Source organism: Pseudomonas sp. 203-8 (assembly GCF_020708595.1).
Lineage (GTDB): Bacteria > Pseudomonadota > Gammaproteobacteria > Pseudomonadales > Pseudomonadaceae > Pseudomonas > Pseudomonas aeruginosa.
In genome coordinates, this window is record NZ_JAJFDF010000010.1 from 1 (window position 1) to 20382 (window position 20382).

The 20382-nt window shown below is 68.6% G+C and carries 21 protein-coding genes; 7 read left to right on the forward strand and 14 right to left on the reverse strand.

Annotation, left to right across the window (positions count from 1 at the left end):
• The 4 genes from LJF27_RS22725 to LJF27_RS22740 form a co-directional block, all read left to right on the forward strand.
• On the forward strand, positions 1–206 hold a 206-nt coding region (locus LJF27_RS22725), incomplete at its 5' end, for a carbohydrate porin (protein WP_033941793.1).
• A gap of 153 nt (positions 207–359) precedes the next feature.
• The gene (locus LJF27_RS22730) at positions 360–2771 is read left to right on the forward strand and encodes a glucose/quinate/shikimate family membrane-bound PQQ-dependent dehydrogenase (protein WP_023116864.1); all 2412 of its coding nucleotides are present in this window, start codon (positions 360–362) and stop codon (positions 2769–2771) included.
• 131 nt (positions 2772–2902) lie between these two features.
• Positions 2903–5035: a TonB-dependent receptor family protein gene (locus LJF27_RS22735; RefSeq protein ID WP_023116863.1), complete on the forward strand. Its 2133-nt coding sequence runs from the start codon at positions 2903–2905 to the stop codon at positions 5033–5035.
• 120 nt (positions 5036–5155) lie between these two features.
• Positions 5156–5443: a hypothetical protein gene (locus LJF27_RS22740; RefSeq protein ID WP_003144096.1), complete on the forward strand. Its 288-nt coding sequence runs from the start codon at positions 5156–5158 to the stop codon at positions 5441–5443.
• Positions 5444–5455: 12 nt separating this feature from the next.
• Here LJF27_RS22740 and LJF27_RS22745 read toward each other — a convergent pair whose 3' ends face one another.
• The 6 genes from LJF27_RS22745 to LJF27_RS22770 are packed head-to-tail and all read right to left on the reverse strand — an operon-like array spanning position 5456 to position 10842.
• Entirely contained in the window at positions 5456–6091 is a 636-nt protein-coding gene (locus LJF27_RS22745; RefSeq protein WP_009876436.1) for a hypothetical protein, read from the reverse strand.
• On the reverse strand, positions 6078–7622 hold the full coding sequence (locus LJF27_RS30480) for a M48 family metallopeptidase (protein WP_023116862.1): 1545 nt from the start codon (positions 7620–7622) through the stop codon (positions 6078–6080). Before LJF27_RS30480 ends, LJF27_RS22745 begins: the two co-directional genes overlap by 14 nt.
• The gene (locus LJF27_RS22755; RefSeq protein ID WP_003089328.1) at positions 7623–8285 is read right to left on the reverse strand and encodes a hypothetical protein; all 663 of its coding nucleotides are present in this window, start codon (positions 8283–8285) and stop codon (positions 7623–7625) included.
• Positions 8282–8953, reverse strand: coding sequence for a hypothetical protein (locus LJF27_RS22760; protein ID WP_003122739.1), 672 nt, complete (start codon positions 8951–8953; stop codon positions 8282–8284). The genes LJF27_RS22755 and LJF27_RS22760 overlap by 4 nt, the downstream gene beginning before the upstream one ends.
• Positions 8950–10407 (reverse strand): M48 family metalloprotease, encoded by a 1458-nt coding sequence (locus LJF27_RS22765; protein ID WP_003124658.1) that lies wholly within the window; start codon positions 10405–10407, stop codon positions 8950–8952. The genes LJF27_RS22760 and LJF27_RS22765 overlap by 4 nt, the downstream gene beginning before the upstream one ends.
• A gap of 6 nt (positions 10408–10413) precedes the next feature.
• A complete protein-coding gene (locus LJF27_RS22770) occupies positions 10414–10842 on the reverse strand; it encodes a hypothetical protein (protein ID WP_003089323.1) in 429 nt (142 codons plus the stop codon).
• A 287-nt stretch (positions 10843–11129) separates the two neighbouring features.
• On the opposite strand from LJF27_RS22770, the gene LJF27_RS22775 reads away from it, so the two are divergent.
• On the forward strand, positions 11130–11984 hold the full coding sequence (locus tag LJF27_RS22775) for a helix-turn-helix transcriptional regulator (protein WP_003122741.1): 855 nt from the start codon (positions 11130–11132) through the stop codon (positions 11982–11984).
• Positions 11985–11996: 12 nt separating this feature from the next.
• Here LJF27_RS22775 and arsH read toward each other — a convergent pair whose 3' ends face one another.
• The 5 genes from arsH to LJF27_RS22800 all read right to left on the reverse strand — a co-directional run bounded on the left by arsH (position 11997) and on the right by LJF27_RS22800 (position 15819).
• Entirely contained in the window at positions 11997–12689 is a 693-nt protein-coding gene (arsH, locus tag LJF27_RS22780) for an arsenical resistance protein ArsH (RefSeq protein ID WP_003117819.1), read from the reverse strand.
• An 11-nt stretch (positions 12690–12700) separates the two neighbouring features.
• Complete coding sequence (locus LJF27_RS22785; protein WP_003112098.1) at positions 12701–13171, reverse strand: arsenate reductase ArsC; 471 nt, start codon at positions 13169–13171, stop codon at positions 12701–12703.
• Positions 13172–13202: 31 nt separating this feature from the next.
• On the reverse strand, positions 13203–14486 hold the full coding sequence (locus LJF27_RS22790; protein ID WP_023110035.1) for an arsenic transporter: 1284 nt from the start codon (positions 14484–14486) through the stop codon (positions 13203–13205).
• A 13-nt stretch (positions 14487–14499) separates the two neighbouring features.
• On the reverse strand, positions 14500–14850 hold the full coding sequence (locus LJF27_RS22795) for a metalloregulator ArsR/SmtB family transcription factor (protein WP_003089312.1): 351 nt from the start codon (positions 14848–14850) through the stop codon (positions 14500–14502).
• A gap of 78 nt (positions 14851–14928) precedes the next feature.
• Entirely contained in the window at positions 14929–15819 is an 891-nt protein-coding gene (locus LJF27_RS22800) for an AraC family transcriptional regulator (RefSeq protein WP_003113750.1), read from the reverse strand.
• Between the two features lie 208 nt (positions 15820–16027).
• On the opposite strand from LJF27_RS22800, the gene LJF27_RS22805 reads away from it, so the two are divergent.
• Entirely contained in the window at positions 16028–17089 is a 1062-nt protein-coding gene (locus LJF27_RS22805; protein ID WP_003113749.1) for an NAD(P)-dependent alcohol dehydrogenase, read from the forward strand.
• A 24-nt stretch (positions 17090–17113) separates the two neighbouring features.
• Here LJF27_RS22805 and pumA read toward each other — a convergent pair whose 3' ends face one another.
• Positions 17114–17491 (reverse strand): monooxygenase PumA, encoded by a 378-nt coding sequence (gene pumA / locus LJF27_RS22810; protein ID WP_003089304.1) that lies wholly within the window; start codon positions 17489–17491, stop codon positions 17114–17116.
• A gap of 77 nt (positions 17492–17568) precedes the next feature.
• Here pumA and soxR point away from each other — a divergent pair, with 77 nt between their 5' ends.
• Entirely contained in the window at positions 17569–18039 is a 471-nt protein-coding gene (gene soxR, locus LJF27_RS22815; protein WP_003089301.1) for a redox-sensitive transcriptional activator SoxR, read from the forward strand.
• 7 nt (positions 18040–18046) lie between these two features.
• On the opposite strand, the gene LJF27_RS22820 is transcribed toward soxR, so the two are convergent.
• Both LJF27_RS22820 and LJF27_RS22825 read right to left on the reverse strand, forming a co-directional pair.
• Positions 18047–19744: a peptidoglycan D,D-transpeptidase FtsI family protein gene (locus LJF27_RS22820; RefSeq protein WP_003110751.1), complete on the reverse strand. Its 1698-nt coding sequence runs from the start codon at positions 19742–19744 to the stop codon at positions 18047–18049.
• 121 nt (positions 19745–19865) lie between these two features.
• Positions 19866–20381: a GNAT family N-acetyltransferase gene (locus LJF27_RS22825; protein ID WP_023116861.1), complete on the reverse strand. Its 516-nt coding sequence runs from the start codon at positions 20379–20381 to the stop codon at positions 19866–19868.
• Position 20382: the final 1 nt, after the last annotated feature.

Below are 20382 nucleotides of genomic sequence, written 5' to 3' on the forward strand. Positions count from 1 at the left end.
ACCAGGTGAACGGCATCGACGACTACGACAACCCGCTGTACCAGCCGCTGCAGGACACCGAGTACAACGCCGAGCTGTACTACGGGGTGCATGTGACCGACTGGCTGACGGTGCGGCCGAACCTGCAATACATCAAGCAGCCGGGCGGGGTCGACGAGGTCGACAACGCGCTGGTGGCGGGGATCAAGATCCAGACGGTGTTCTAGGCTGTTGCTTCGGACAACCGCGATTCGGTCATGGCCAGCGGCCATTTCTTCAGCGCCGCCCAACGCGGCGCGGCGGGCTGAACAGCCCGGCGTGCAGAACGTAATAGGAGAGTAAGCAATGCCTGTCATCAACCCCGAAGGGAGTACCGGACGATGAGCGAAGGTAACCGCAGTCGATCGCGCCTGCTGCCGAGCCTGCTCGGCCTGTTGATCCTGCTGTCCGGCCTGGCGCTGCTGGCCGGCGGCATCAAGCTGGCGAGCCTGGGCGGCTCGCTGTACTACCTGCTGGCCGGCATCGGCCTGGCCCTGAGCGGACTGTTGCTGCTGCTGGGCAAGCGTGCGGCGCTAGGCCTGTACGCTCTGGTGCTGTTCGCCAGCACCGTCTGGGCGCTGTGGGAAGTCGGCCTGGACTGGTGGCAACTGGTGCCGCGCCTGGCTCTGTGGTTCGTCTTCGGCCTGCTGCTCTGGCTACCCTGGTTCCGCCGCCCGCTGCTGGCCGACGGTCCGGCGCCGCTGGGCACCGCGGCGCTGGGCGTGGCGGTGGTCCTGGCCGGCGCCGCCGCGGTGGGCAGCCAGTTCACCAATCCGGGGCAGATCGTCGGTCGCATCGACCGCGACAGCGGCATGACCAGCACCGCCCCGGCGATGCCGGACGGCGACTGGCAGGCCTACGGGCGCACCGAGTTCGGCGACCGCTACTCGCCGTTGAAGCAGATCACCCCGGCCAACGTCGGCCAGCTCGAGGAAGCCTGGCGCATCCGTACCGGCGACCTGCCGACCGCCGACGATCCGCTCGAACTGACCAACGAGAACACCCCGCTGAAGGTCAACGGCATGCTCTACGCCTGCACCGCGCACAGCAAGGTGCTGGCCCTCGACCCGGACACCGGCGCGGAAATCTGGCGCTTCGATCCGCAGATCCAGAGCCCGGTAGGCTTCAAGGGCTTCGCCCACATGACTTGCCGTGGCGTCTCCTACTACGACGAAGAGCAGTACGCCAGGAGCGACGTCGGCGCGCCGCCGGCCGCGCTCTCCGAGGCCGGCAAGGCGGTCGCCGCCAGTTGTCCGCGGCGCCTGTTCCTGCCCACCGCCGACGCCCGCCTGATCGCGATCAACGCCGACAACGGCAAGGTCTGCGAGGACTTCGGGGTCAAGGGCGCGGTCGACCTGACGGCCGGCATCGGTCCGTTCACCCCGGGCGGCTACTACTCCACCTCGCCGGCGGCGGTCACCCGCAATCTGGTGATCATCGGCGGCCACGTCACCGACAACGAGTCGACCAACGAGCCGTCCGGGGTGATCCGCGCCTTCGACGTGCACGACGGCAAGCTGGTGTGGAACTGGGACAGCGGCAACCCGGACGAGACCGAGCCCCTGGCTCCCGGCAAGTTCTATACCCGCAACTCGCCGAACATGTGGTCGCTGGCCAGCGTCGACGAGAAGCTCGGCCAGGTCTACCTGCCGCTGGGCAACCAGATGCCCGACCAGTGGGGCGGCAACCGCACCCCCGGTGCCGAGAAGTTCAGCGCCGGCCTGGTGGCCCTCGACCTGAACACCGGCAAGCTGCGCTGGAACTACCAGTTCACCCACCACGACCTGTGGGACATGGACGTCGGCAGCCAGCCGACCCTGCTCGACCTGAAGACCGCCGATGACGTCAAGCCGGCGCTGATCGCGCCGACCAAGCAGGGCAGCCTGTACGTGCTGGACCGCCGCGACGGCACGCCGATCGTGCCGATCCGCGAAGTGCCGGCGCCGCAGGGCGCGGTGGAGGGCGACCATACCGCGCCGACCCAGGCGCGTTCCGACCTCAACCTGCTGCGCCCGCCGCTGACCGAGCGCGACATGTGGGGCAGCAGCCCGTTCGACCAGATGCTCTGCCGCATCCAGTTCCGCTCGCTGCGCTACGAGGGCCAGTACACCCCGCCGTCGGAGCAGGGCAGCCTGATCTATCCGGGCAACGTCGGAGTGTTCAACTGGGGCGGGGTGTCGGTCGACCCGGTGCGCCAGATCCTCTTCACCAGCCCCAACTACATGGCCTTCGTCTCGCAGATGGTGCCGCGCGACAAGGTGCCCAGCGGAAGCAAGCGCGAGGGCGAGACCAGCGGCGTGCAGCCGAACACCGGCGCGCCCTACGCGGTGATCATGCATCCGTTCATGTCGCCCATCGGCCTGCCGTGCCAGGCGCCGTCCTGGGGTGACGTGGCGGGTATCGACCTGACCACCGCCAAGGTCGTCTGGCAGCACAAGAACGGCACCAGCCGCGACAACACCCCGGTGCCGATCGGCCTCACCGTCGGCGTACCGAGCATGGGCGGCTCGATCACCACCGCCGGCGGCGTGGCCTTCCTCAGCGGCACGCTCGACCAGTACCTGCGCGCCTACGACGTGAAGGACGGCAAGCAGCTCTGGCAGGCGCGCCTGCCGGCCGGCGGCCAGGCCACGCCGATGAGCTACACCGGCAAGGACGGTCGCCAGTACGTGCTGATCGTCGCTGGCGGACACGGCTCCTTCGGTACCCGCATGGGTGACTACATCATCGCCTACGCCCTGCCCAGGCAATGACCCGCCCACCGGGAGCCCACAGCCGGCTCCCGGCCTTCCGGGCCTCGGCCCGGAAGGGGCTTTGCCAAGGGGAGGCGCGTTCCCGCCCTTGGCAAAGCCCCTTCGATACCTTGCGACCCGCGGAACCCTGCATGCCGTCCCGACCCCGACCCAGCTTCGTCTCCCACCTGTTGCCCGGCTCCCTGGCGCTCTGTGGCCTGGCCATCGCCTGCGCCGTCCAGGGCGAGGAGCGACGCAGCCTCGAACCCATGGTGGTGACCGGCAGCTACAACCCCAGCGACACCTTCGACCTGCCGTTCTCGGTGGATAGCATCGAGCGTCGGCAGATCGCCGACGGCCAGCTCGGCATCAACCTCTCCGAAGTCCTGCCGCGGGTACCTGGCCTGGTGGTGCAGAACCGCCAGAACTACGCCCAGGACCTGCAAATCTCCTCGCGCGGCTACGGCGCCCGCTCGGCCTTCGGTATCCGCGGGCTGAAGCTGCTCGCCGACGGCATCCCGGCCAGTACGCCGGATGGCCAGGGCCAGGCCGCGACCCTCAACCTCGACGTCGCCGAGCGCATCGAGGTACTGCGCGGGCCGGCCTCGACGATCTACGGCAGCAACGCCGGCGGGGTGATCCAGATGTTCTCCCGCGACGGCCAGGGCGCCCCGCGGGTCGGCGCGGAAACCACCGTCGGCAGCGATGGCCTGAGCCGCAACCACCTGTACACGGAAGGCGAGGGCGACGGGGTCGGTTTCCTGGTGGATGCCTCGCGGATGGACACCGACGGCTACCGCGACCACAGCGCCGCGCGCCGCGACCAGACCTTCGCCAAGCTCAACTTCAGGCCCGACGCCGACAGCCGCGTGGCGCTGATCTACAGCAGCCTGGAACAGAACGACACTGAAGATCCGCTGGGGCAGACCTGGGACGCCTACAAGCACGACCCGCGCTCCGTCACCGCCAACGCCGAGCTGTACGACACGCGCAAGAGCATCGACCACCAGCAGGCCGGGATGAACTACGAGCGCTACTTCGGCGAGGCGACCTTGCAGGTCAACGCCTACGTGGGCAAGCGCAGTGTCGTGCAGTATCAGGCGATACCCAAGCAGATAGGATGCGAGAGTAATCCGCGTTGCCAGAGAAACGGCGCGGTGATCGACTTCGACCGCGACTTCCACGGTGGCACCGTGCGCTGGCTGCAACCGGTAAGCCAGGCGCCGGGCGAGCTGAACCTGACCGTCGGCCTCGACTACGACCAGAGCCGCGACGACCGTCGCGGCTACCAGAACTTCAACGGCGACCAGCTCGGCGTGAAGGGCAAGTTGCGCCGCGACGAGGTGGACACCGCCACCAGCCTCGATCCCTACCTGCAGGCGAGCTGGGCCATCGACGCCTGGACCCTGCAGGCCGGGGTGCGCCACAGCACCATGAAGATGGAGGTCGACGACCGCTACCTGAGCAACGGCGATGCCAGCGGCTCGCGGCGCTACCGGAAGAACACCCCGTCGTTCTCGGTGATGTACGCCTTCACCCCCGACCTGCACGGCTACCTCAGCGCCGGCAAGGGCTTCGAGACTCCGACCCAGGCGGAGATGGCCTATGCGCCGGTGGCGGCGAACGCGCCGGACGTCTTCAACTTCGGCCTCAAGCCAGCCACCAGCAGCCAGTACGAAGCCGGGCTGAAGGCGCGCCTGTGGGGCAATACGCGGGTCAACGCGGCGATCTTCCAGATCCGCACCGAGGACGAGATCGTCGTCGCCAGCTCCCTCGGCGGTCGCACCAGCTACCAGAACGCCGGCAAGACCCTGCGTCGCGGCTTCGAACTGGGCCTGGAGAGCGAACTGAGCGAGCACTGGAACGCCAACCTGGCCTATACCCGGCTATCCGCCACCTACGATTCGGATTTCGAGGCCGGCGGCAAGACCATCGGCAAGGGCAAGCACCTGCCGGGCGTGCCGGAAAGCAGCCTGTTCGGCGAACTGGTGTGGAAGCCCGCGGAGGGCATCAGCATGGGCTGGGAAGGCATGTACCGCAGCCAGGTCTACGTCGAGGACAGCAACAGCGAAAAGGCCGCGCCGAGCTATGCGGTATTCAACTGGCGCACCCGCTTCGAACAGCGCCTGGGAGCCTGGGCCTTCCACCAGCTGGTGCGCCTGGACAACCTGTTCGACCGCCAGTACGTCGGCTCGGTCATCGTCGGCGACGGCAACCGGCGTTACTACGAAGCGGCCCCCGGGCTGTCCTGGTACGCGGGAGCCGGGGTCGAATACCAGTTCTGAAGTGCCGGATGCGCTTGTTCGCGCTACCCGGCCAGCCCTTGTCAGCGTCGTCAATTCCGATTACTGTATGGATGTACAGTAATCGGAAATCGCCTGCCTGCGCGACAAGGAGCACCGATCATGAGCCACAACCTTGCCGAACTGCCGCTGTCCCGACGCCGCGCCCTGGAGCGCGAGAAACAGGCCTGCCTGCGCCTCCACCTGTCCCGCAATCGTGCCAGCGAACGCCTGGAGTGCGCCGTGCGCGACGAAGTCGAGCGCCTGCTGGGTGCCCGCGAACGCCAGGGGGCCGGCTGGCCGGAGTGGGTCAGCGCGGAGCTCTGCGTGGCGGACGACCCGCTCTTCGTGCGCAAGGTGGTGGCGCGCCTGAAAGCCGCGGTGGACTGGCAACGCCAGCGCGCAGCCTGAGCGTTGCTCGCTTCAGGCCCCGCTGCCGTCGCTCCCGGGCGCGCGATGATGTTGCAGGGCGCGCTGGCGATGGCCGGCGAGGATGTACCGGTAGATCAGTCGTGCGAGCGGCTCCAGCTCCATTTTCTGGCCGTTCAGCGCGGCGCCGCACAGCGCCAGCTTGACCCGCTTGCCGCCGGCCACCGCGCGGGCTTCGGGGCGGGCGAAAGCCCGCGGGTCGAAACGGGCATGGTTGTCGAAGCTCGGCGCCGTGCAGTCGAAGGTGGTCGCGAAGGTGAGTTCCAGCCAGCGCCCGCGCTCGATCTCCAGCGACTGGAAGGTGTACATCGGCACCTGCGGCGCGTTGGCGAAGGCGATGCTCTCCGGCGTCAGGGTGAGCGCGACCTGGCCGTGGCGCCGGTAGAGGAACACGCCCGCCAGGCAGGCGTACAGGCCGCCGCCCAGCAGCAGCGCGGCTGGCAGCCAGAACAGCCATTGGCCACTGGCCAGGCGCCAGGCGTGGGGCAGCGAAGCGAGCCAGAGACCGGTGGCGCCAGCCACCAGGCCAGCGAGCAGGGCAACGCAGGCGGTGCCCCGCGAGACCTCGCGGATCTCGCAGCGGGCTTCCAGCGGCGGCAGTTCGTCGAGGGTTTCGTCAGTTTCTTGCATGGGGATTCTCACAGGTCTTGCCGAGCAGGTCGGCGCTGAGCGCTCGGCTCAACGCCAGGGGGGCGCCGAACCAGACGCCCAGCGCCTGGCTCGGCGGTCGTGTCGGAACGGCCCGGCCGGCGGTCCCGGCCCAGGTGCGTTCGAAGCTCTCTCCCAGCGCCGTGCAGCGCAGGCCCAGCGGAGGGTGGGTATCCTGCGGATGGACCTGGAGTCCCTCCGCCCCGGGGGCCGGTGCTTCCAGGCCGGACTGGCCCAGGTAGACGTGGATGGCGTCCACCAGGTTGTTCGGCGCGCGCGCCGGAGCGAGCAGGCAGTGTTCGAGGAACGCCCGTATCGGCGCGCCGGCCGCCGCGCTGCGCAGCAGGGCCGAGGCCATCGCCGGCGCACCGGCCAGTTGTGCGGCGCGGCGGTCGGCGGCGAATTCGCGCAGGCGGCTCCAGTGGTTCACGGCGAGGCCGAAACGTTCGAGGAAGTACCCGGCCAATAGTCGCGCCGGTTCCAGTGCCGCACGTTCGAAGACGTTGGCTTCCTGCTCCTCGATGGCGGCCAGTTGGCTCGCGGCGCCCTGGTAGATCGGCAGGAAGCGCAGGCTGTAATGGGCGTCGCGGCCGGCGAAGTGGGCCAGTTCGTGAGCGATCACTGCACTCAGTTCGGCGCGGTCCAGCAGGCCCAGCAACGGTAGCGAGAGGTATAGGCTGCGTCCTTCCAGATGCTCGCCGGAAGGTTGCAGGCAGACGCGGTTGGCGGTCACGTAGAAGCCGTCGCAGAGACCTACCAACAGGTGCTGCGGGGCTGGCGTGTCGAGGCGCGCCGCCAGCTCGCGCAGTAGCGTCCAGAGTTCCGGTGCATCCTCTTCGCCCAGCCGGCGGCCGATGACATCCAGGGCCGGCGCCGGGCGCAGGCGCAAGCGGCTGATCTTCGCCAGCATTTGCCACGCCGACGCCAGCAGGCCGAGAAGGATCAGCGCCACGCTCAGTTGGGTGCGTCCTTCGCTGACCGGAACCTGGCCGACCCGCCACAGCCCGAGGATCTCGAACGTTCCGGCACAGGCCAGGGCCAGGGCGAGCAGGCCGATCTGGGCGAGGAGCAGGCAGGGTAGCAGGCGTCGGCCCAGCTCGAACCACAGGAGCAGGCAGCGACGCGAGCGCAGTGCGCTGCGTGCGGCGCCGGCGATGCCGGCCAGGGAGACGGCTCCCAATACGGCGACCAGCGCCGCCAGGCAGGCTCCGCTATCGGCGAGGACGGCGGCGAAGCGATTCAGGCGCTGTGCGCTTCGTGTGTCGGCGAGTTGCTCGTCGAGCCGCGCCAGGGCCAGGTCGCGCACATAGGCCCGGCCGTCCACCCGGACGCTGGCCCTCGGCGGCAGCGCCCGCGCTTCGGCGAGCGCGCGCTCGACCCGCTGCTGCGCGGCGCCCAGTCGCTCGGCCTGCTGCTCGGCGCGCCAGGACTGCCAGGCGCCGAGCCCCGCCAGCAGCGCTGGAACCAGCACCAGGCAAAGCAGCAGCCTTCGCGGATGGACCGTGCCCTTCACTCAGCCCTGGCTGCGCAGTTGTTGCAGGTAGCGCTGGGCGTGGGCGGCCTGGATGTAGGCGTCGAGGATCGCCGCCATGTCGTCGCAGTCCAGCTTCTTGCCATCGCTCTGCAGGCCGGCCGACATGATGGTGATGCGCGGGTCCTTGCCTTTGAAGGCCATGGCCTGGGAGGCGAACACCTGGCGTACGGCGCGATGGGTCGGCAGCGGCGTTTCGGGCCGCAGGTGGAGGGTCTGGGTGGTTTGCAGCATGTCGGCCTTGACGCTGAAATCGATGACGTCGGCCAGCTCGACCGGAGCCGACAGGCTGTCGGCCCAGAGCTGGGTACGGGTCAGGCGCATGAAGGGGGTCTTGCCGGAGTTGCGATGCTGGTAGCCGAGGAACAGCCCGAACAGGCCGAGCAGCAAGCCGACGACGCCGACCCCCGGCTTGCCCTGGGAGAACCACATGCCGGTCATGATGAAGGGCACGATGCTCAGCAGCGGACCCAGCACCACGTACTTGCGGGTATTGGTGAACTCGGTGGCCGGCGGTACGTTGGCGATCACCCGCTCCAGGTGGGCGATGACCTCGGCGGTCTTCGCCTGGTTCAGCTCTTCGTGTTCGGCACCGAGGGTTTCGGCGAGGTTGGAGACGAGGTCCCGGGGTTCCTGGTTGCTCATGGAAATATCCTTGGAGTTGGGAGTGAAGAGGAAGCACTGGGCGGGATCTCGCCCAGTTGGCGGAGCCGGGCCTGGGCGCGGGCGATGTCCAGGTAGAGGTCGATGACCTCCGCGGCTTCCAGTAGCGACAGGTTGCGACCGTTGAGGCGCCAGCCGGGGGACAGCAGGCGAACCCGTGGGCCGTCCCGGCATTCGCTGACGGCACGCGCGGCGAACGGATCGAGCGGGCGCGTGGATGGTGCCGGTAGCGCCTTGCCGTGCAGTTCGAGGACTATCGCGGAGAACCAGACCCCGTCCTCCAGGCGCAGGTCGGCGACCTCCAGCAGGTCCAGCGGCGCCGACAGGCTGCGGGCGCGCAGGCGCCCCTGGCCGAGGACGAGGAACGGCGCGCTCCTGGCGTTGCGCTGCAGGCAGGCCAGGCACATGAGGAGGGCGGCCGCCGCCAGCAGGCACAGCGCCGCCGCCTCATGGCCGGGACCGGGGTGGTCGCGCAAGGTCCAGGCGCCGCCGAGCAGCAGCAGGCCGAGCAGGGCGGACAGCGGCGCCGCGCCACGGGCGGCGCCGATGCTTATCCGGTTGGGGACGCTGGCGACGAAGCGCCGCAACTGCGTGGCTTCGTCGCCCCTTGTCCCGGCGGGGCAGGGCGTTTGCGCGCCCGGCGGGATCACCGGCTTTCCCCGTGGCCTGCATCGAGCAGGCGGTTGAGCCACTGCGTGTCGTCGGCGCTGACGATGCGCCTTGCCTGTCGCAGCAGATCGTCGTCGAGCGCCAGGGAAAGGTCCGCGATCCGCTGGTAGGTCGGCGGGTGACTGTCGAAGGGGTGTTCCAGGCGGCGAGCGCTGTCGTGTTCGTCCAGTTCCAGGGAGTTCCCGCGCAGATGGTCGGTCAGCGCATGCACCAGGTTGCGCGTCTGCGGGCTGGCCAGCAGGCGTTCGATCAGTCCTGCAAGGGCGCAGGTGCGTAGCAGCGCGATGGCGAAGACCCGCGCGCCGGCTACCCGCGCCCCGACCTTGTCGGCGGCCAGTTCCTGGCGGCGATTCCAGTGCAGGTAGGCGCGCTCGAAGCGATCGAGGAAGTACAGCGCGGCCCACAGGCCCGGCTTGCCGAGCAGGCCGACACGCCCATCCTCGGGGGCGGCGATGCGTTCGATGCGCAGGCGCACCTGCCGCTGCAGGAGCGACAGGGAGGCACCGTGGGCGGTGTCTCCGGCGGCGAAGTGGCCCAGTTCGTGGCCGATGATCGCGGCGCTTTCGGCCTCGCTCATGACCGAGGCATAGGTCAGCGGGATGTACAGGGTACGTCCCTCCAGCGGAATGCCGCGGGGTGCCAGCAGGACCTTGGCCTGGGTGACGAAGTAGCAGTGCTCGATGCCGGTGACGACATGGTCCGGTAGCGGCGCTCCGGCGCGGTCGGCGATCTGTCCCAGCCATTGCCAGAGGCCGGGCGCGGCGACCCGGTCGAGTTCGCGGCCGAGCAGGTGGAGCACCGGTTCCTCCAGCGGCAGCAGTTCGCCGCGCAGGCGCCGCAGCATGAGCAGGCCGCCGAGGAACAGCAGCCACAGCGGCAGCGAGAAGAGCAGGGCGACGAAGCCGTGGCTGTGCCAGTGGCTGTAGCTCCACAGCGCTTCGTAGAGCAACTGGCTGGCCAGGGCGGCGACCAGCAGGCCAGCGTGCAGCGGGACCAGTCGACCGAGGCGCCGCCAGGCCGGCGCGAGGTGGCCGAGCAGGTAGGCTTGCGAGCGCATCGAGCGGCGCCCGTCGTATTCCAGTCTCGCCAGCAAGGCGGCCGCGACCAGCGCCGACGCCAGCGCGCAGAGCTTGCCGATAGCGGCCAGCCAGCCGCGCAGAGCCAGCCAAGGATGGTCGCGGCGGATGGCCTCGGCGTCTTCGGCGAACTGGTGAAGATGACCTTCGACGCCATAGGCCGGACGGAACAGGTGACGGGGAATGGCGCCGGCGGCGTCCGGGTCGTTGCGCACCGAGGCGCTCCAGTCGCGCATGAACTGTTCGTCGCGCAGGGTCGAGTCGACCCGGAAGGCCTGCACGGCGGACCAGGCGTAGAGCGCCAGGGGAATCAGGAAGAGGAATGCGAGCAGCCTTACCCGCAGCGTATCGTGGCTCATCCGCGTTTATTTCTGCTCGAGGTAGTCGGTCAGGAATGCCTGGGGCTCGCCTGCGGACGACAGCGACTCGCTATAGGCGACCTGCCGCGTCTGCTGTTCGCCGGGCAGGTAGAGCTCGCCCCAGCCGTCGCGCACGATCAGGATCACATACTTGCTGCCGTTCAGTTCGGTGGAGTAGCGACTGTCCCTGGCGCTCTTTTCCACCTTTACCTTGTGGATCAGGCGGTCCCAGTCGTGGTCCAGACCTTCGACCTGCAACAGCGCTTCGCCGGCCGCCGCTTCGCCGATACGCAGGGTCCAGACCTTGAGCCCCTGCTGGCCCTGGTAGGCCACCACCTTGTCGGCGACTGGCGGCCGCGCCTCTTCGGCCTGCGCCGTGCAGGATCCCCACGCCAGTGCGCCCATCAGCAGTGCCGCAGTCCACTTTGCTATCATTCTCGCCCCCTTTGGCAACGCGATGTAAAAGGGGCGCATCTATTAATACAGGCGCGAGCCACGAACAACCGAGGCGGCCGCCGCTCACAGGAAAAGCGTCGTCGCCCACAGGTTCGGTTCGATCAGCGCACGGAACCATCCTGGAAAGCCGCTGCCTGAACCGGTTCAGATGGTTGCGTCCCACCGATACCTACGCCATGGAAAGCTGGAATCCCTACCACGACACGGAGCTCTATTTCGACGCTCCTTCACCCCTGAGCCAGTCGCAGATCCTCGACGCGCGCGAAATGCTCGGCAGCGCCACCGGTCACTACCAGGCGCGGACGGTGCGCCCGTCGATGCAGTATTTCGATTGCGACCTGAGCTTCACCGAGCCGCTGCGAACCCACAAGGTGCTGCCGGAAGGCCTGTGCATCGTGCAGATGTTCGACGGCCAGTGGCGGCACAGCGTCGACGGCGGCGAGCCTTATCTCTACAACCTGGGCGGTCCTTCGGTGCTCGGCACCGGCGAGCCGATGGAGGCCTTCGATATCCTGCCGGCGGGCAGCCGCGTGCGCCTGGGCGGGCTGCGGATCGCCGCCAGCTATCTGGAAGAGGAACTGGAAACCGGCGATGGCGCCTTGCGGCCGCTGGCGCGGCTGAAGGGCGACGGCGCGAGCTTTACCCAGTTGTCTCGTTGCGGCGCCATCACCGCCCTGTTCGAGCGCCTCTACCAGAATCCATACCGCGGCGCCCTCGGACGCCTGCACGAAGAGAGCCTGACCCTGGGCCTGCTGGTGGAGCTGGCCGCCTACCTGGGCGGCGCGGACCTTCGTCGCGCGCGCACCCCACGCGCCCAGCGCGACCTGGCCCATGAAGCGCGCCGCCTGCTGGAGGCGAACCTCGGTGAGCCGCCGGCCAGCCTCGAACTGGCGCGCCAACTGGGGGTCGGCGAAACCACCCTGCGGCGGATTTTCAAGAACGAGTTCGGTCGCTCGATGTTGCAGTACGTCCGCGACCGGCGTCTCGAGATCGGCCGGCAGATGGTCCGCGAGGGTCGCTGGCAGATCGCGCAGATAGCCTATCGCCTGGGTTACTCCAGTCCGGAAAACTTCACCCATGCCTACCGCGCGCGCTTCGGCCATCCGCCGGGGCGCGAGTGAGGCGGACGCGGTTCAGAGCGAACGCTGGTCGACCCGCGCGGAAAGCTGCTCGGCGCTTTCCTTGCGCTCCGAATAGCGGTCCACCAGGAAGTCCGTGCGCTCGCGCAGGAGCAGGGTGAACTTGAACAACTCCTCCATCACGTCGACCACCCGGTCGTAGTAGGGCGATGGCTTCATCCGGCCCGCTTCGTCGAACTCCAGGTAGGCCTTGGGAACCGAGGACTGGTTGGGGATGGTGAACATGCGCATCCAGCGACCCAGCACGCGCAACTGGTTGACCACGTTGAACGACTGCGAGCCGCCGCAGACCTGCATCACCGCCAGGGTCTTGCCCTGGGTCGGGCGCACCGCCCCGAGTGCCAGGGGAATCCAGTCGATCTGCGCCTTGAATACCGCGGACAGCGCACCGTGGCGCTCGGGCGAGCACCAGACCTGGCCTTCCGACCACTGCACCAGGTCGCGCAACTCGCGGACCTTGGGATGCTCCACCGGTGCATCATCGGGCAATGGCAGCCCGGAAGGGTCGAAAATCCGCGTTTCGGCACCGAAGCGTTCGAGCAGGCGTGCGGCCTCCAGCACCAGCAGGCGGCTGAAGGAGCGCTCGCGGGTCGAGCCGTAGAGCAGGAGGATGCGCGGCCTGTGCCCGGAGACGGGGGGCGGGTCGCCGAGCAGCGCGGGATCGAGGTTGGGTAGTTGTTCGGACATGCTTCCTCCGGTCAGAGCGAGCCGATGCGCTCCAGCTCACGCTTGAGCTGGTCGCGATCCAGGGTAGCGAAGGGCAGGCCGAGGAAGGCTCGGCAACGCTGTTCGATGCGTGCCAGGGTGGCGTGGAACGCCGCATCCCGCAGGGCTTCGTCGCCATCCAGGGCGGAGGGATCGGCCAGGCCCCAATGGGCCTTCAGCGCTGCGCCGAGATACAGCGGGCAGGCTTCCCCCGCGGCGGCGTCGCAAACGGTGATGACGATGTCCGGCGGTGCGCCTTCGAAGGCTTCGCTGCCCTTGCTGTACAGGCCGTGGGTGGCGATGCCGGCCTGTTCGAGGGTCGCCAGGCTGCGCGGATGCACCCGCCCGCTGGGCTGGCTGCCGGCGCTGCATGCCTCGAAACCCGGCGGGGCCAGGTGGTTGAACATGGCTTCGGAAAGAATGCTGCGGCAACTGTTGGCCGTGCACATGAACAGGACTCGCATGGGATGCTCCTGCCGCCGTCGCCGGCGGCCGTCAGATGGCCAGGCGCAGGGCCAGGGCCGAAAGGGTCGCCAGCAGGACCGGCAGGGTCAGCAGGGCGCCGACCCTGAAGTAGTAGCCCCAGGTGATGCGCATGCCTTTGCGCGCCAGCACGTGCAGCCAGAGCAGCGTCGCCAGGCTGCCGATAGGGGTGATCTTCGGACCCAGGTCGCAGCCGATGACGTTGGCGTAGATCATCGCTTCGCGCACCGCGCCGGCGGTGTCGCTGGCCTGGATCGACAGGGCGCCGAGCAGCACGCTGGGCATGTTGTTCATTACCGACGAGAGGGCGGCGGAAAGCAGTCCGGTACCCAGCGCGGCCGCCCATACGCCGTGCTCGGCCAGGCGGTTCAGGAGCTGCGCCAGGAGGTCGGTGAGACCGGCGTTCTTCAGGCCGTAGACCACCAGGTACATGCCCAGCGAGAAGACCACGATCTGCCAGGGCGCTTCGCGCAGCACCCGCCGGGTCGAGATCACCCGCCCGCGCCCGGCCACCGCCAGCAGCAGCGCCGCACAGGCCGCGGCCACCGCGCTGACGGGGACGCCCAGCGGCTCCAGGGCGAACAGCCCGGCGAGCAGGACCAGCAGCATCCAGCCGCCGACGATGAAGGTCGCGCGGTCGCGGATCGCCGCCCGCGGCGGCTTCAATTGCTCCAGCGCATAGACCGGCGGCAGGTCGCGGCGGAAATAGAGGAACAGCACCAGCAGGGAGGTCGCGACGCTCACCAGGTTTACCGGCAGCATGACCGCGGCGTACTCGCCGAAGCCGAGCCCGAAGTAGTCGGCCGAGACGATGTTCACCAGGTTCGAGACCACCAGCGGCAGGCTGGCGCTGTCGGCGATGAAGCCCGCCGCCATGACGAAGGCCAGGGTCGCCGCCGGGCTGAAGCGCAGGGCCAGCAGCATCGACATCACGATGGGCGTGAGGATCAGCGCCGCGCCGTCGTTGGCGAACAGCGCCGAGACCGCCGCGCCGAGCAGCACGCAGAAGGCGAACAGGCGCCGGCCGTCGCCGCCAGCCCAGCGCGCGACGTGCAGCGCGGCCCATTCGAAGAAGCCGGCCTCGTCCAGCAGCAGGCTGATGACGATCACCGCGATGAAGGTGGCGGTGGCATTCCAGACGATGTTCCAGACGGTCGGGATGTCGCCCGGCGCGACGCTGCCCAGCGCCAGGGCGAGCAGGGCACCGATGCTGGCGCTCCAGCCGATGCCGAGGCCCCTGGGCTGCCAGATGACCAGGACCAGGGTGAACAGGAAGATGGCGAAGGCGATCAGCATGGGGCGGCTCGCGCTATTGGCAGCAGGCGGAGGCGCGCTGCGGGCGGCCGTCCATGTCGCGCAGGCGCGCTGCGTCGGCTTGCAGCCAGTCGCCGTTGGCCCGCAGGGTCACTTGCAGGACTTCGTGGATCCAGGCCGGCAGCGCAGGGTTCAGGCGGTAATACACCCACTGGCCCTGGCGACGGTCGAGGAGCAGCCCGGCACTGCGCAACTGGGCCAGGTGGCGGCTGATCTTCGGCTGGCTGTCGGCGAGGGCGCACATCAGTTCGCAGACGCACAGTTCGCCCTGGTCGACGATCAGCAGGGTGGCGCGAACGCGCGTCTCGTCGGCCAGGCACTTGAACACTTCGGCGGGGCTGGGCATCGCTGGGCCTTCCTGGATATATGGAAAGCTGAATATACGGATATCCGTATGTATTGCAAGCGCCCCCGCTCCCGCCGGCTAGCGGCGGGCGGCCTGGACTTCCTCGCTCGGCGTGCGCCCGAAGTAGCGCTTGAACTCGCGGCTGAACTGCGAGGGACTCTCGTAGCCGACCTGGTTGGCGGCGGTACTGGCGTTCAGCCCGTCCTGCACCATCAGGCTCCAGGCCTTGTACAGGCGCACGCTCTTCAGGTACTGGAGGGGCGAGGTGAAGGTCATCGCCTTGAAGTTGTGGTGGAAGGTCGACACGCTCATGTTCGCCTCGCGAGCCAGGGTGTCGATGTCCAGCGCACTGGCGTAGTCGGTGTGGATGCGCCGCAGGGCCCTGGCCATGCGCCCGTAGCCGCTGTGCCGGCCGGCCACCGCACGCAGGGCGTTGCCCTGCTCGCTGCGCAGGGCGCGGAAGATGATCTCGCGGACCAGTTGCGGGCCGAGGATATGGCTGTCCAGCGGGCTCTGCAGGCAGCCCAGCAGGCGCATCACCGCATCGGCCATCCCCGCGTCCAGCGGTACCGAAGCCATCGGCGCGCTGGGTGCCAGCTCATTGTCGTCGTCGCTGCCGGGAGCCTCTTCCATCTGTAGCAGCAGTTCCTTCAAGGTGCCGATATCCACGTCGACGCTCACTCCCAGCAAGGGTTCGGCGGCGGAGGCGTGGGTTTCGCATTCGAACGGCAGGGGCACCGACATCACCAGGTAGCGTTCGGCGTCGTAGCGGTAGGTTTCGCCGCCGAGGAAACCGATCTTCTGGCCCTGGGCGAGGATGCAGATGCGCGGCTCATAGAACACCGGGCTGCGCGGATAGGCCTGTTCGGCGCGCATCAGGCGAACCCCGGGGATGCGGGTGGCGTCGAAACCCGGTTCGTCTTGCAGGGTGGCGATCAGCGACGCCATGTCGGTGGAAGTAGTGCTCATGCCTTGGCTGTTTCTCCAGGAGGGGAGGCAAACGTAGCAACCCCGTGCGCGCCTGGGCAGTGGCGGCACGCAACATCGGCACGAATGGGCAAGGCTTCGACAGGAATGGACATTCTGCGGCGGCGCCCATCCGGCGAACAATTGCCCCCCGAACGGACCGCCGCCAGCAAGCCGTCGCGGCCCGCCATCCTGCGAAGAGGACACACCGATGACCTTACAGATCCGCGGCTACGCCGCCCAGTCCGCCAGCACCCCGCTGACCGCCCATCGCTTCGAACGCCGCGCGCCGCGCGCCGACGACCTGGTGATCGACATCCTCTACTGCGGCGTCTGCCACTCGGACCTCCATCAGGCGCGCAACGAATGGCACAACAGCCTGTACCCGCTGGTGCCGGGCCACGAGATCATCGGCCGGGTCGCCAGCGTCGGCGAGGCGGTGAGCGGTTTCGCGGTCGGCGAACTGGTCGGCGTCGGCTGCATGGTCGACTCCTGCCGGCACTGCGCCGCCTGCTCCGAGGGCCTGGAGCAGTATTGCGCGGAATACCCGACCCTGACCTACAACGGCCGCGACCGCCACGACGGCCTGCCGACCTTCGGCGGCTACTCGGAGCGCATCGTGGTCTCGGCCAGGTTCGTCCTGCGCATTCCCCAGGGGCTCGATCCGAAGGCGGCGGCGCCGCTGCTGTGCGCCGGGATCACGTCCTACTCGCCACTGCGTCACTGGAAGGTCGGTCCCGGCAGCCGGGTGGCGGTGGTCGGCCTGGGCGGCCTCGGTCACATGGGCCTGAAGTTCGCCAGGGCGCTCGGTGCCGAGGTGGCCCTGTTCACCCGCTCGCCGGGCAAGGAAGAGGAAGCGCGGCGGCTCGGCGCCGACCAGGTGATCCTTTCCACCGACCCACAGCGGATGGCCGCCGTCGCCGGACGCTTCGACCTGATCCTGGACACCGTGCCGCACCAGCACGACCTCAATCCCTATCTGGCGACCCTCAAGCGCGACGGCACCCTCGTACTGGTCGGCCTGCTCGAGCCGCTGGAGCCGGCGGTGCACGGTGCGCAACTGGTGATGGGACGCCGCTCGATCGCCGGCTCGGCCATCGGCGGCATCGCCGAGACCCAGGAAATGCTGGATTTCTGCGCGGCCCACGGGATCGCCTGCGACATCGAGATGATCGAGATCCAGCAGATCAACCAGGCCTACGAGCGGATGCTGGCCAGCGACGTGAAGTATCGCTTCGTGATCGACATGGCCTCCCTGCAGAAGTCCTTCTGAGACGGGCCGTCGGCGCCGGCGGGCTCAGCAGCCCTCGGCGTCGACCAGGAAGGTCTCGAAACGCACGCTTTTCGCCCCCAGCCGCCAGACGCCCGCGCTCAGCGGGCCTTGCGCGTCCTCCCGGGCCTGCCAGGCGCGTTCGCAGTCCTCGCGTGAACGCCAGCAGGTGTAGTTCAGCACGTGCTGGCCGTCCTCGCTGGGGTGCAGGCTGGCGGACAGGTAGCCCGGGCAGTTCCTGAAGCAGCGTTCCAGGCGTTGCAGGTGCGCGTTCTGTTCCAGCGCCAGCGACAACTGGCTGGCGGGTTCCACCTCGATATCGATGAGTTGCGCGTAGCACGGCGACCGCTCGCTAGCGGCCGGGCACTGATCGTCGGTGCAGCAATAGGAGGAGGGGATGAGCATGGCGGGTTACTCCGGGTGACTTGTGTCGAGGGCCGGCCCAGGGTAAAACCTCAAGCAAACTTGAGGTCAAGCCAATCATGAAGAATTCCTGCGCATCTCGTGAACTGAGCGTCGGCGAACTGGCCAGGCGTGCCGGCGTGGCGGTCTCCGCCCTGCATTTCTACGAAACCAAGGGGCTGATCAGCAGCCAGCGCAACGCCGGCAACCAGCGGCGCTTCAGTCGCGAGACGCTACGCCGGGTGGTGGTGATCAAGGTCGCCCAGCGGGTCGGCATTCCCCTCGCGGAGATCGCTCGCGCCCTGCAGACCCTGCCGGCGGGGCGCAGCCCTAGCGCGGCGGACTGGGCGCGCCTGTCGGCGCAGTGGAAGGAGGATCTCACCGAGCGTATCGACAAGCTGCTGCTGTTGCGCGACCAACTGGACGGCTGCATCGGTTGCGGCTGCCTGTCGCTCCAGGCCTGCCCGTTGCGCAACCCCGGCGACCAGCTTTCCGCCGAGGGGCCGGGAGCGCACTGGCTGGACGCCGAGGGCCGCGAGCACGACGGCTAGGCAGCGGTCAGCCGTGGTGCTGGCGGTCGGCGACGGCCGGGCTGTCCTGCAGGTTGTCCGGCGGGATCGCCAGGGCGCGTAGCGATCCGGCCATGATGTCGCTGAAGGTGGGCGCCGAGACCAGGCCGCCGAAGTAGCCGATCCTGGTCGGCGAATCGATCATCACCGCCAGCACCAGTTGCGGGTCGGACGCCGGCGCCATGCCGACGAACAGCGAACGGTAGGACTTGTCCGCGTAGCCCCGGCCCGAGGCCTTGCGCGCGGTGCCGCTCTTGCCCGCCACGTGGTAGCCCGGCACGCGGGCGCGGACCACGCCCTTCGGGTCTTCCACCACGGTTTGCAGCATCGCCCGGATGCGCCGTGCGATCTGCGGGTCCATCGCCTGTCGCACCTGGTTCTGCGGGTTGTCGCGGAGCAGGCTGAGCGGCACCAGCTTGCCGTCGTTGGCGAACACCGAGTAGGCCTGGGCCAGCTCGGCGGTGTTCACCGCCAGGCTGTAGCCGAACGACATGCTGGCGGTGGCGATGTTCGACCATTTCTCGTGGAACGGCAGGTAGCCCGGGTTCTCGCCGGGGAAGCCCAGCGACAGCGGCGCGCCGAAACCGACCCGGCCGAGCTGTTCGAGGATCGGCTTGGGCCCGATCTGCAGGGCGACCTTGCTCATGCCGATGTTCGAGGAGTTGATCAGTACCCCGGTCATGGTCAGTACGTCGCGCCGGGCGACGTCGTGGATGGTGTGCCCGTCGATGGTCATCCAGCCCGGTGCCACGCTGACTTGACTGTTCTCGTCGAACTTGCCGGAGGCCAGCGCCGCCGACATGCTGAACGGCTTGATCACCGAGCCCGGCTCGAAGGTATCGGTGAGGGTGCGGTTGCGCATGAAGGCCGGGGCGAAGCTGGCGCGGTTGTTCGGGTTGTAGGAGGGGAAGTTGGCCATCGCCAGGATCTGCCCGCTCTTCGGGTTCACCAGGACCGCCGAGCCGGAGTGCGCGCCGAACTTGAGCACGGCCTTTTCCAGCGCCTTGTAGGCGATGAACTGTAGTCGCAGGTCGATGCTCAGGGCCACGTCCTGGCTGGCCTTGGGCGTCTTCAGCACCTTGATGCTGTTGACCAGCGAGCCGCGCGGGTTGATCGCCACCTCGCGTACCCCGTCCTTGCCGCTCAGCCAGTCGTTGAAGCCCAGTTCGGTGCCTTCCTGGCCGCGGCCGTCGATGTTGACCAGGCCGATCAACTGCGCGGTCAGCTCGGAACTGGGGTAGAAACGCTTGTATTCCTTGATCTGGTGTACCCCCGTTATGCCCAGGGCCATCACCTCGCTGGCCTCGATCGGCGACAGGCCGCGCTCGAGGTAGAGGAAGCGCTTGTTCGGGTTGGCCTGGAGCTGGGCCAGCAGCGGCGCCGCAGGGCGGTGCAGGGCGCCAGCCAGGCGCGGCACCTCGTCGAGGTGGGCGGCCATTTCCCTGGGGTTGCACCAGATCGACGCGACTTCGGTGGATACCGCCAGCGGCTCGCCGTTGCGGTCGGTGATCATGCCGCGGGTGACCGGGATCGGCAGGTCGCGGATCGAGCGAAGGTCGCCCTGGTCGGCGAGGAATTCGTGGTCGTGGACCTGGAGATAGACCAACCGTCCGGAGACGGCCAGGGAGGCGAGGACGAACAGGGTGACGACAAGGATGAAGCGGTAGTTTCGGCGTTGACTGCTCATGCAAGGGCACACTGGGGAAGAGGGAGAGCGGAAGCCCGTCCGGGGCAGTGCTGAAACATCCTGTTGCAGTTGGCAACTGTACCGTCACCCGCCACCCGCCGGTCAAGCCCTTTGCCGCCGTCTAGAGCACCAGGCGCATCGCGCAGCGGCTGTCGGCGGCGAAGCCGATCTCCTGCTCGTGGCCGAGGATCGCGCGCAAGCGCCCGCCGGCTTCCTGCCAGGTCAGCCGCTGGAAGCCCAGGCGTGCGTAGAACGGCGCGTTCCAGGGCACGTCGCAGAAGGTCGTCAGGGTCAGCGCCCGGCAGTGGCTGGCGTGGGCGTAGGTCACCGCGCGCTCCAGCAGGCGGCGGCCCAGGCCCTGTTGCTGGTGGGCCAGGGCGATGGACAACTCGGCGATGTGCAACTCGTCGGCGCAGCGTTCGGCGGCGAGGAAACCGACCGGCTGGCCATCGGCGTCTTCCGCCAGCCAGTGGCTGCCGCGCTCGATCAGGCGGCGATGGAAGTCCACCCCGGCGACCCCGGCGTCGGCGATCCAGGCCAGCTCGGGCAGCAGGCGGAAGCTTTCCCCGGCTGAGCGCTCGATGGCCGGGAGCAGCGCGGCGTCCTCGTCGCGGCTGGTTCTGATGCGGTAGTCCATT

Coding starts and splice junctions, on each gene's coding strand:
- LJF27_RS22740 (WP_003144096.1), top strand. CDS start 5,156: ATGAGCCACAACCTTGCCGAACTGCCGCTGTCCCGACGCCGCGCCCTG.
- LJF27_RS22785 (WP_003112098.1), bottom strand. CDS start 13,171: ATGCGAGTCCTGTTCATGTGCACGGCCAACAGTTGCCGCAGCATTCTT.
- LJF27_RS22790 (WP_023110035.1), bottom strand. CDS start 14,486: ATGCTGATCGCCTTCGCCATCTTCCTGTTCACCCTGGTCCTGGTCATC.
- LJF27_RS22795 (WP_003089312.1), bottom strand. CDS start 14,850: ATGCCCAGCCCCGCCGAAGTGTTCAAGTGCCTGGCCGACGAGACGCGC.
- pumA (WP_003089304.1), bottom strand. CDS start 17,491: ATGCTCATCCCCTCCTCCTATTGCTGCACCGACGATCAGTGCCCGGCC.
- arsH (WP_003117819.1), bottom strand. CDS start 12,689: ATGTCCGAACAACTACCCAACCTCGATCCCGCGCTGCTCGGCGACCCG.
- LJF27_RS22800 (WP_003113750.1), bottom strand. CDS start 15,819: ATGAGCACTACTTCCACCGACATGGCGTCGCTGATCGCCACCCTGCAA.
- LJF27_RS22820 (WP_003110751.1), bottom strand. CDS start 19,744: ATGAGCAGTCAACGCCGAAACTACCGCTTCATCCTTGTCGTCACCCTG.
- LJF27_RS22755 (WP_003089328.1), bottom strand. CDS start 8,285: ATGAGCAACCAGGAACCCCGGGACCTCGTCTCCAACCTCGCCGAAACC.
- LJF27_RS22745 (WP_009876436.1), bottom strand. CDS start 6,091: ATGCAAGAAACTGACGAAACCCTCGACGAACTGCCGCCGCTGGAAGCC.
- LJF27_RS22825 (WP_023116861.1), bottom strand. CDS start 20,381: ATGGACTACCGCATCAGAACCAGCCGCGACGAGGACGCCGCGCTGCTC.
- LJF27_RS22765 (WP_003124658.1), bottom strand. CDS start 10,407: ATGAGCCACGATACGCTGCGGGTAAGGCTGCTCGCATTCCTCTTCCTG.
- LJF27_RS22805 (WP_003113749.1), top strand. CDS start 16,028: ATGACCTTACAGATCCGCGGCTACGCCGCCCAGTCCGCCAGCACCCCG.
- LJF27_RS22735 (WP_023116863.1), top strand. CDS start 2,903: ATGCCGTCCCGACCCCGACCCAGCTTCGTCTCCCACCTGTTGCCCGGC.
- LJF27_RS22770 (WP_003089323.1), bottom strand. CDS start 10,842: ATGATAGCAAAGTGGACTGCGGCACTGCTGATGGGCGCACTGGCGTGG.
- soxR (WP_003089301.1), top strand. CDS start 17,569: ATGAAGAATTCCTGCGCATCTCGTGAACTGAGCGTCGGCGAACTGGCC.
- LJF27_RS22775 (WP_003122741.1), top strand. CDS start 11,130: ATGCTCGGCAGCGCCACCGGTCACTACCAGGCGCGGACGGTGCGCCCG.
- LJF27_RS22730 (WP_023116864.1), top strand. CDS start 360: ATGAGCGAAGGTAACCGCAGTCGATCGCGCCTGCTGCCGAGCCTGCTC.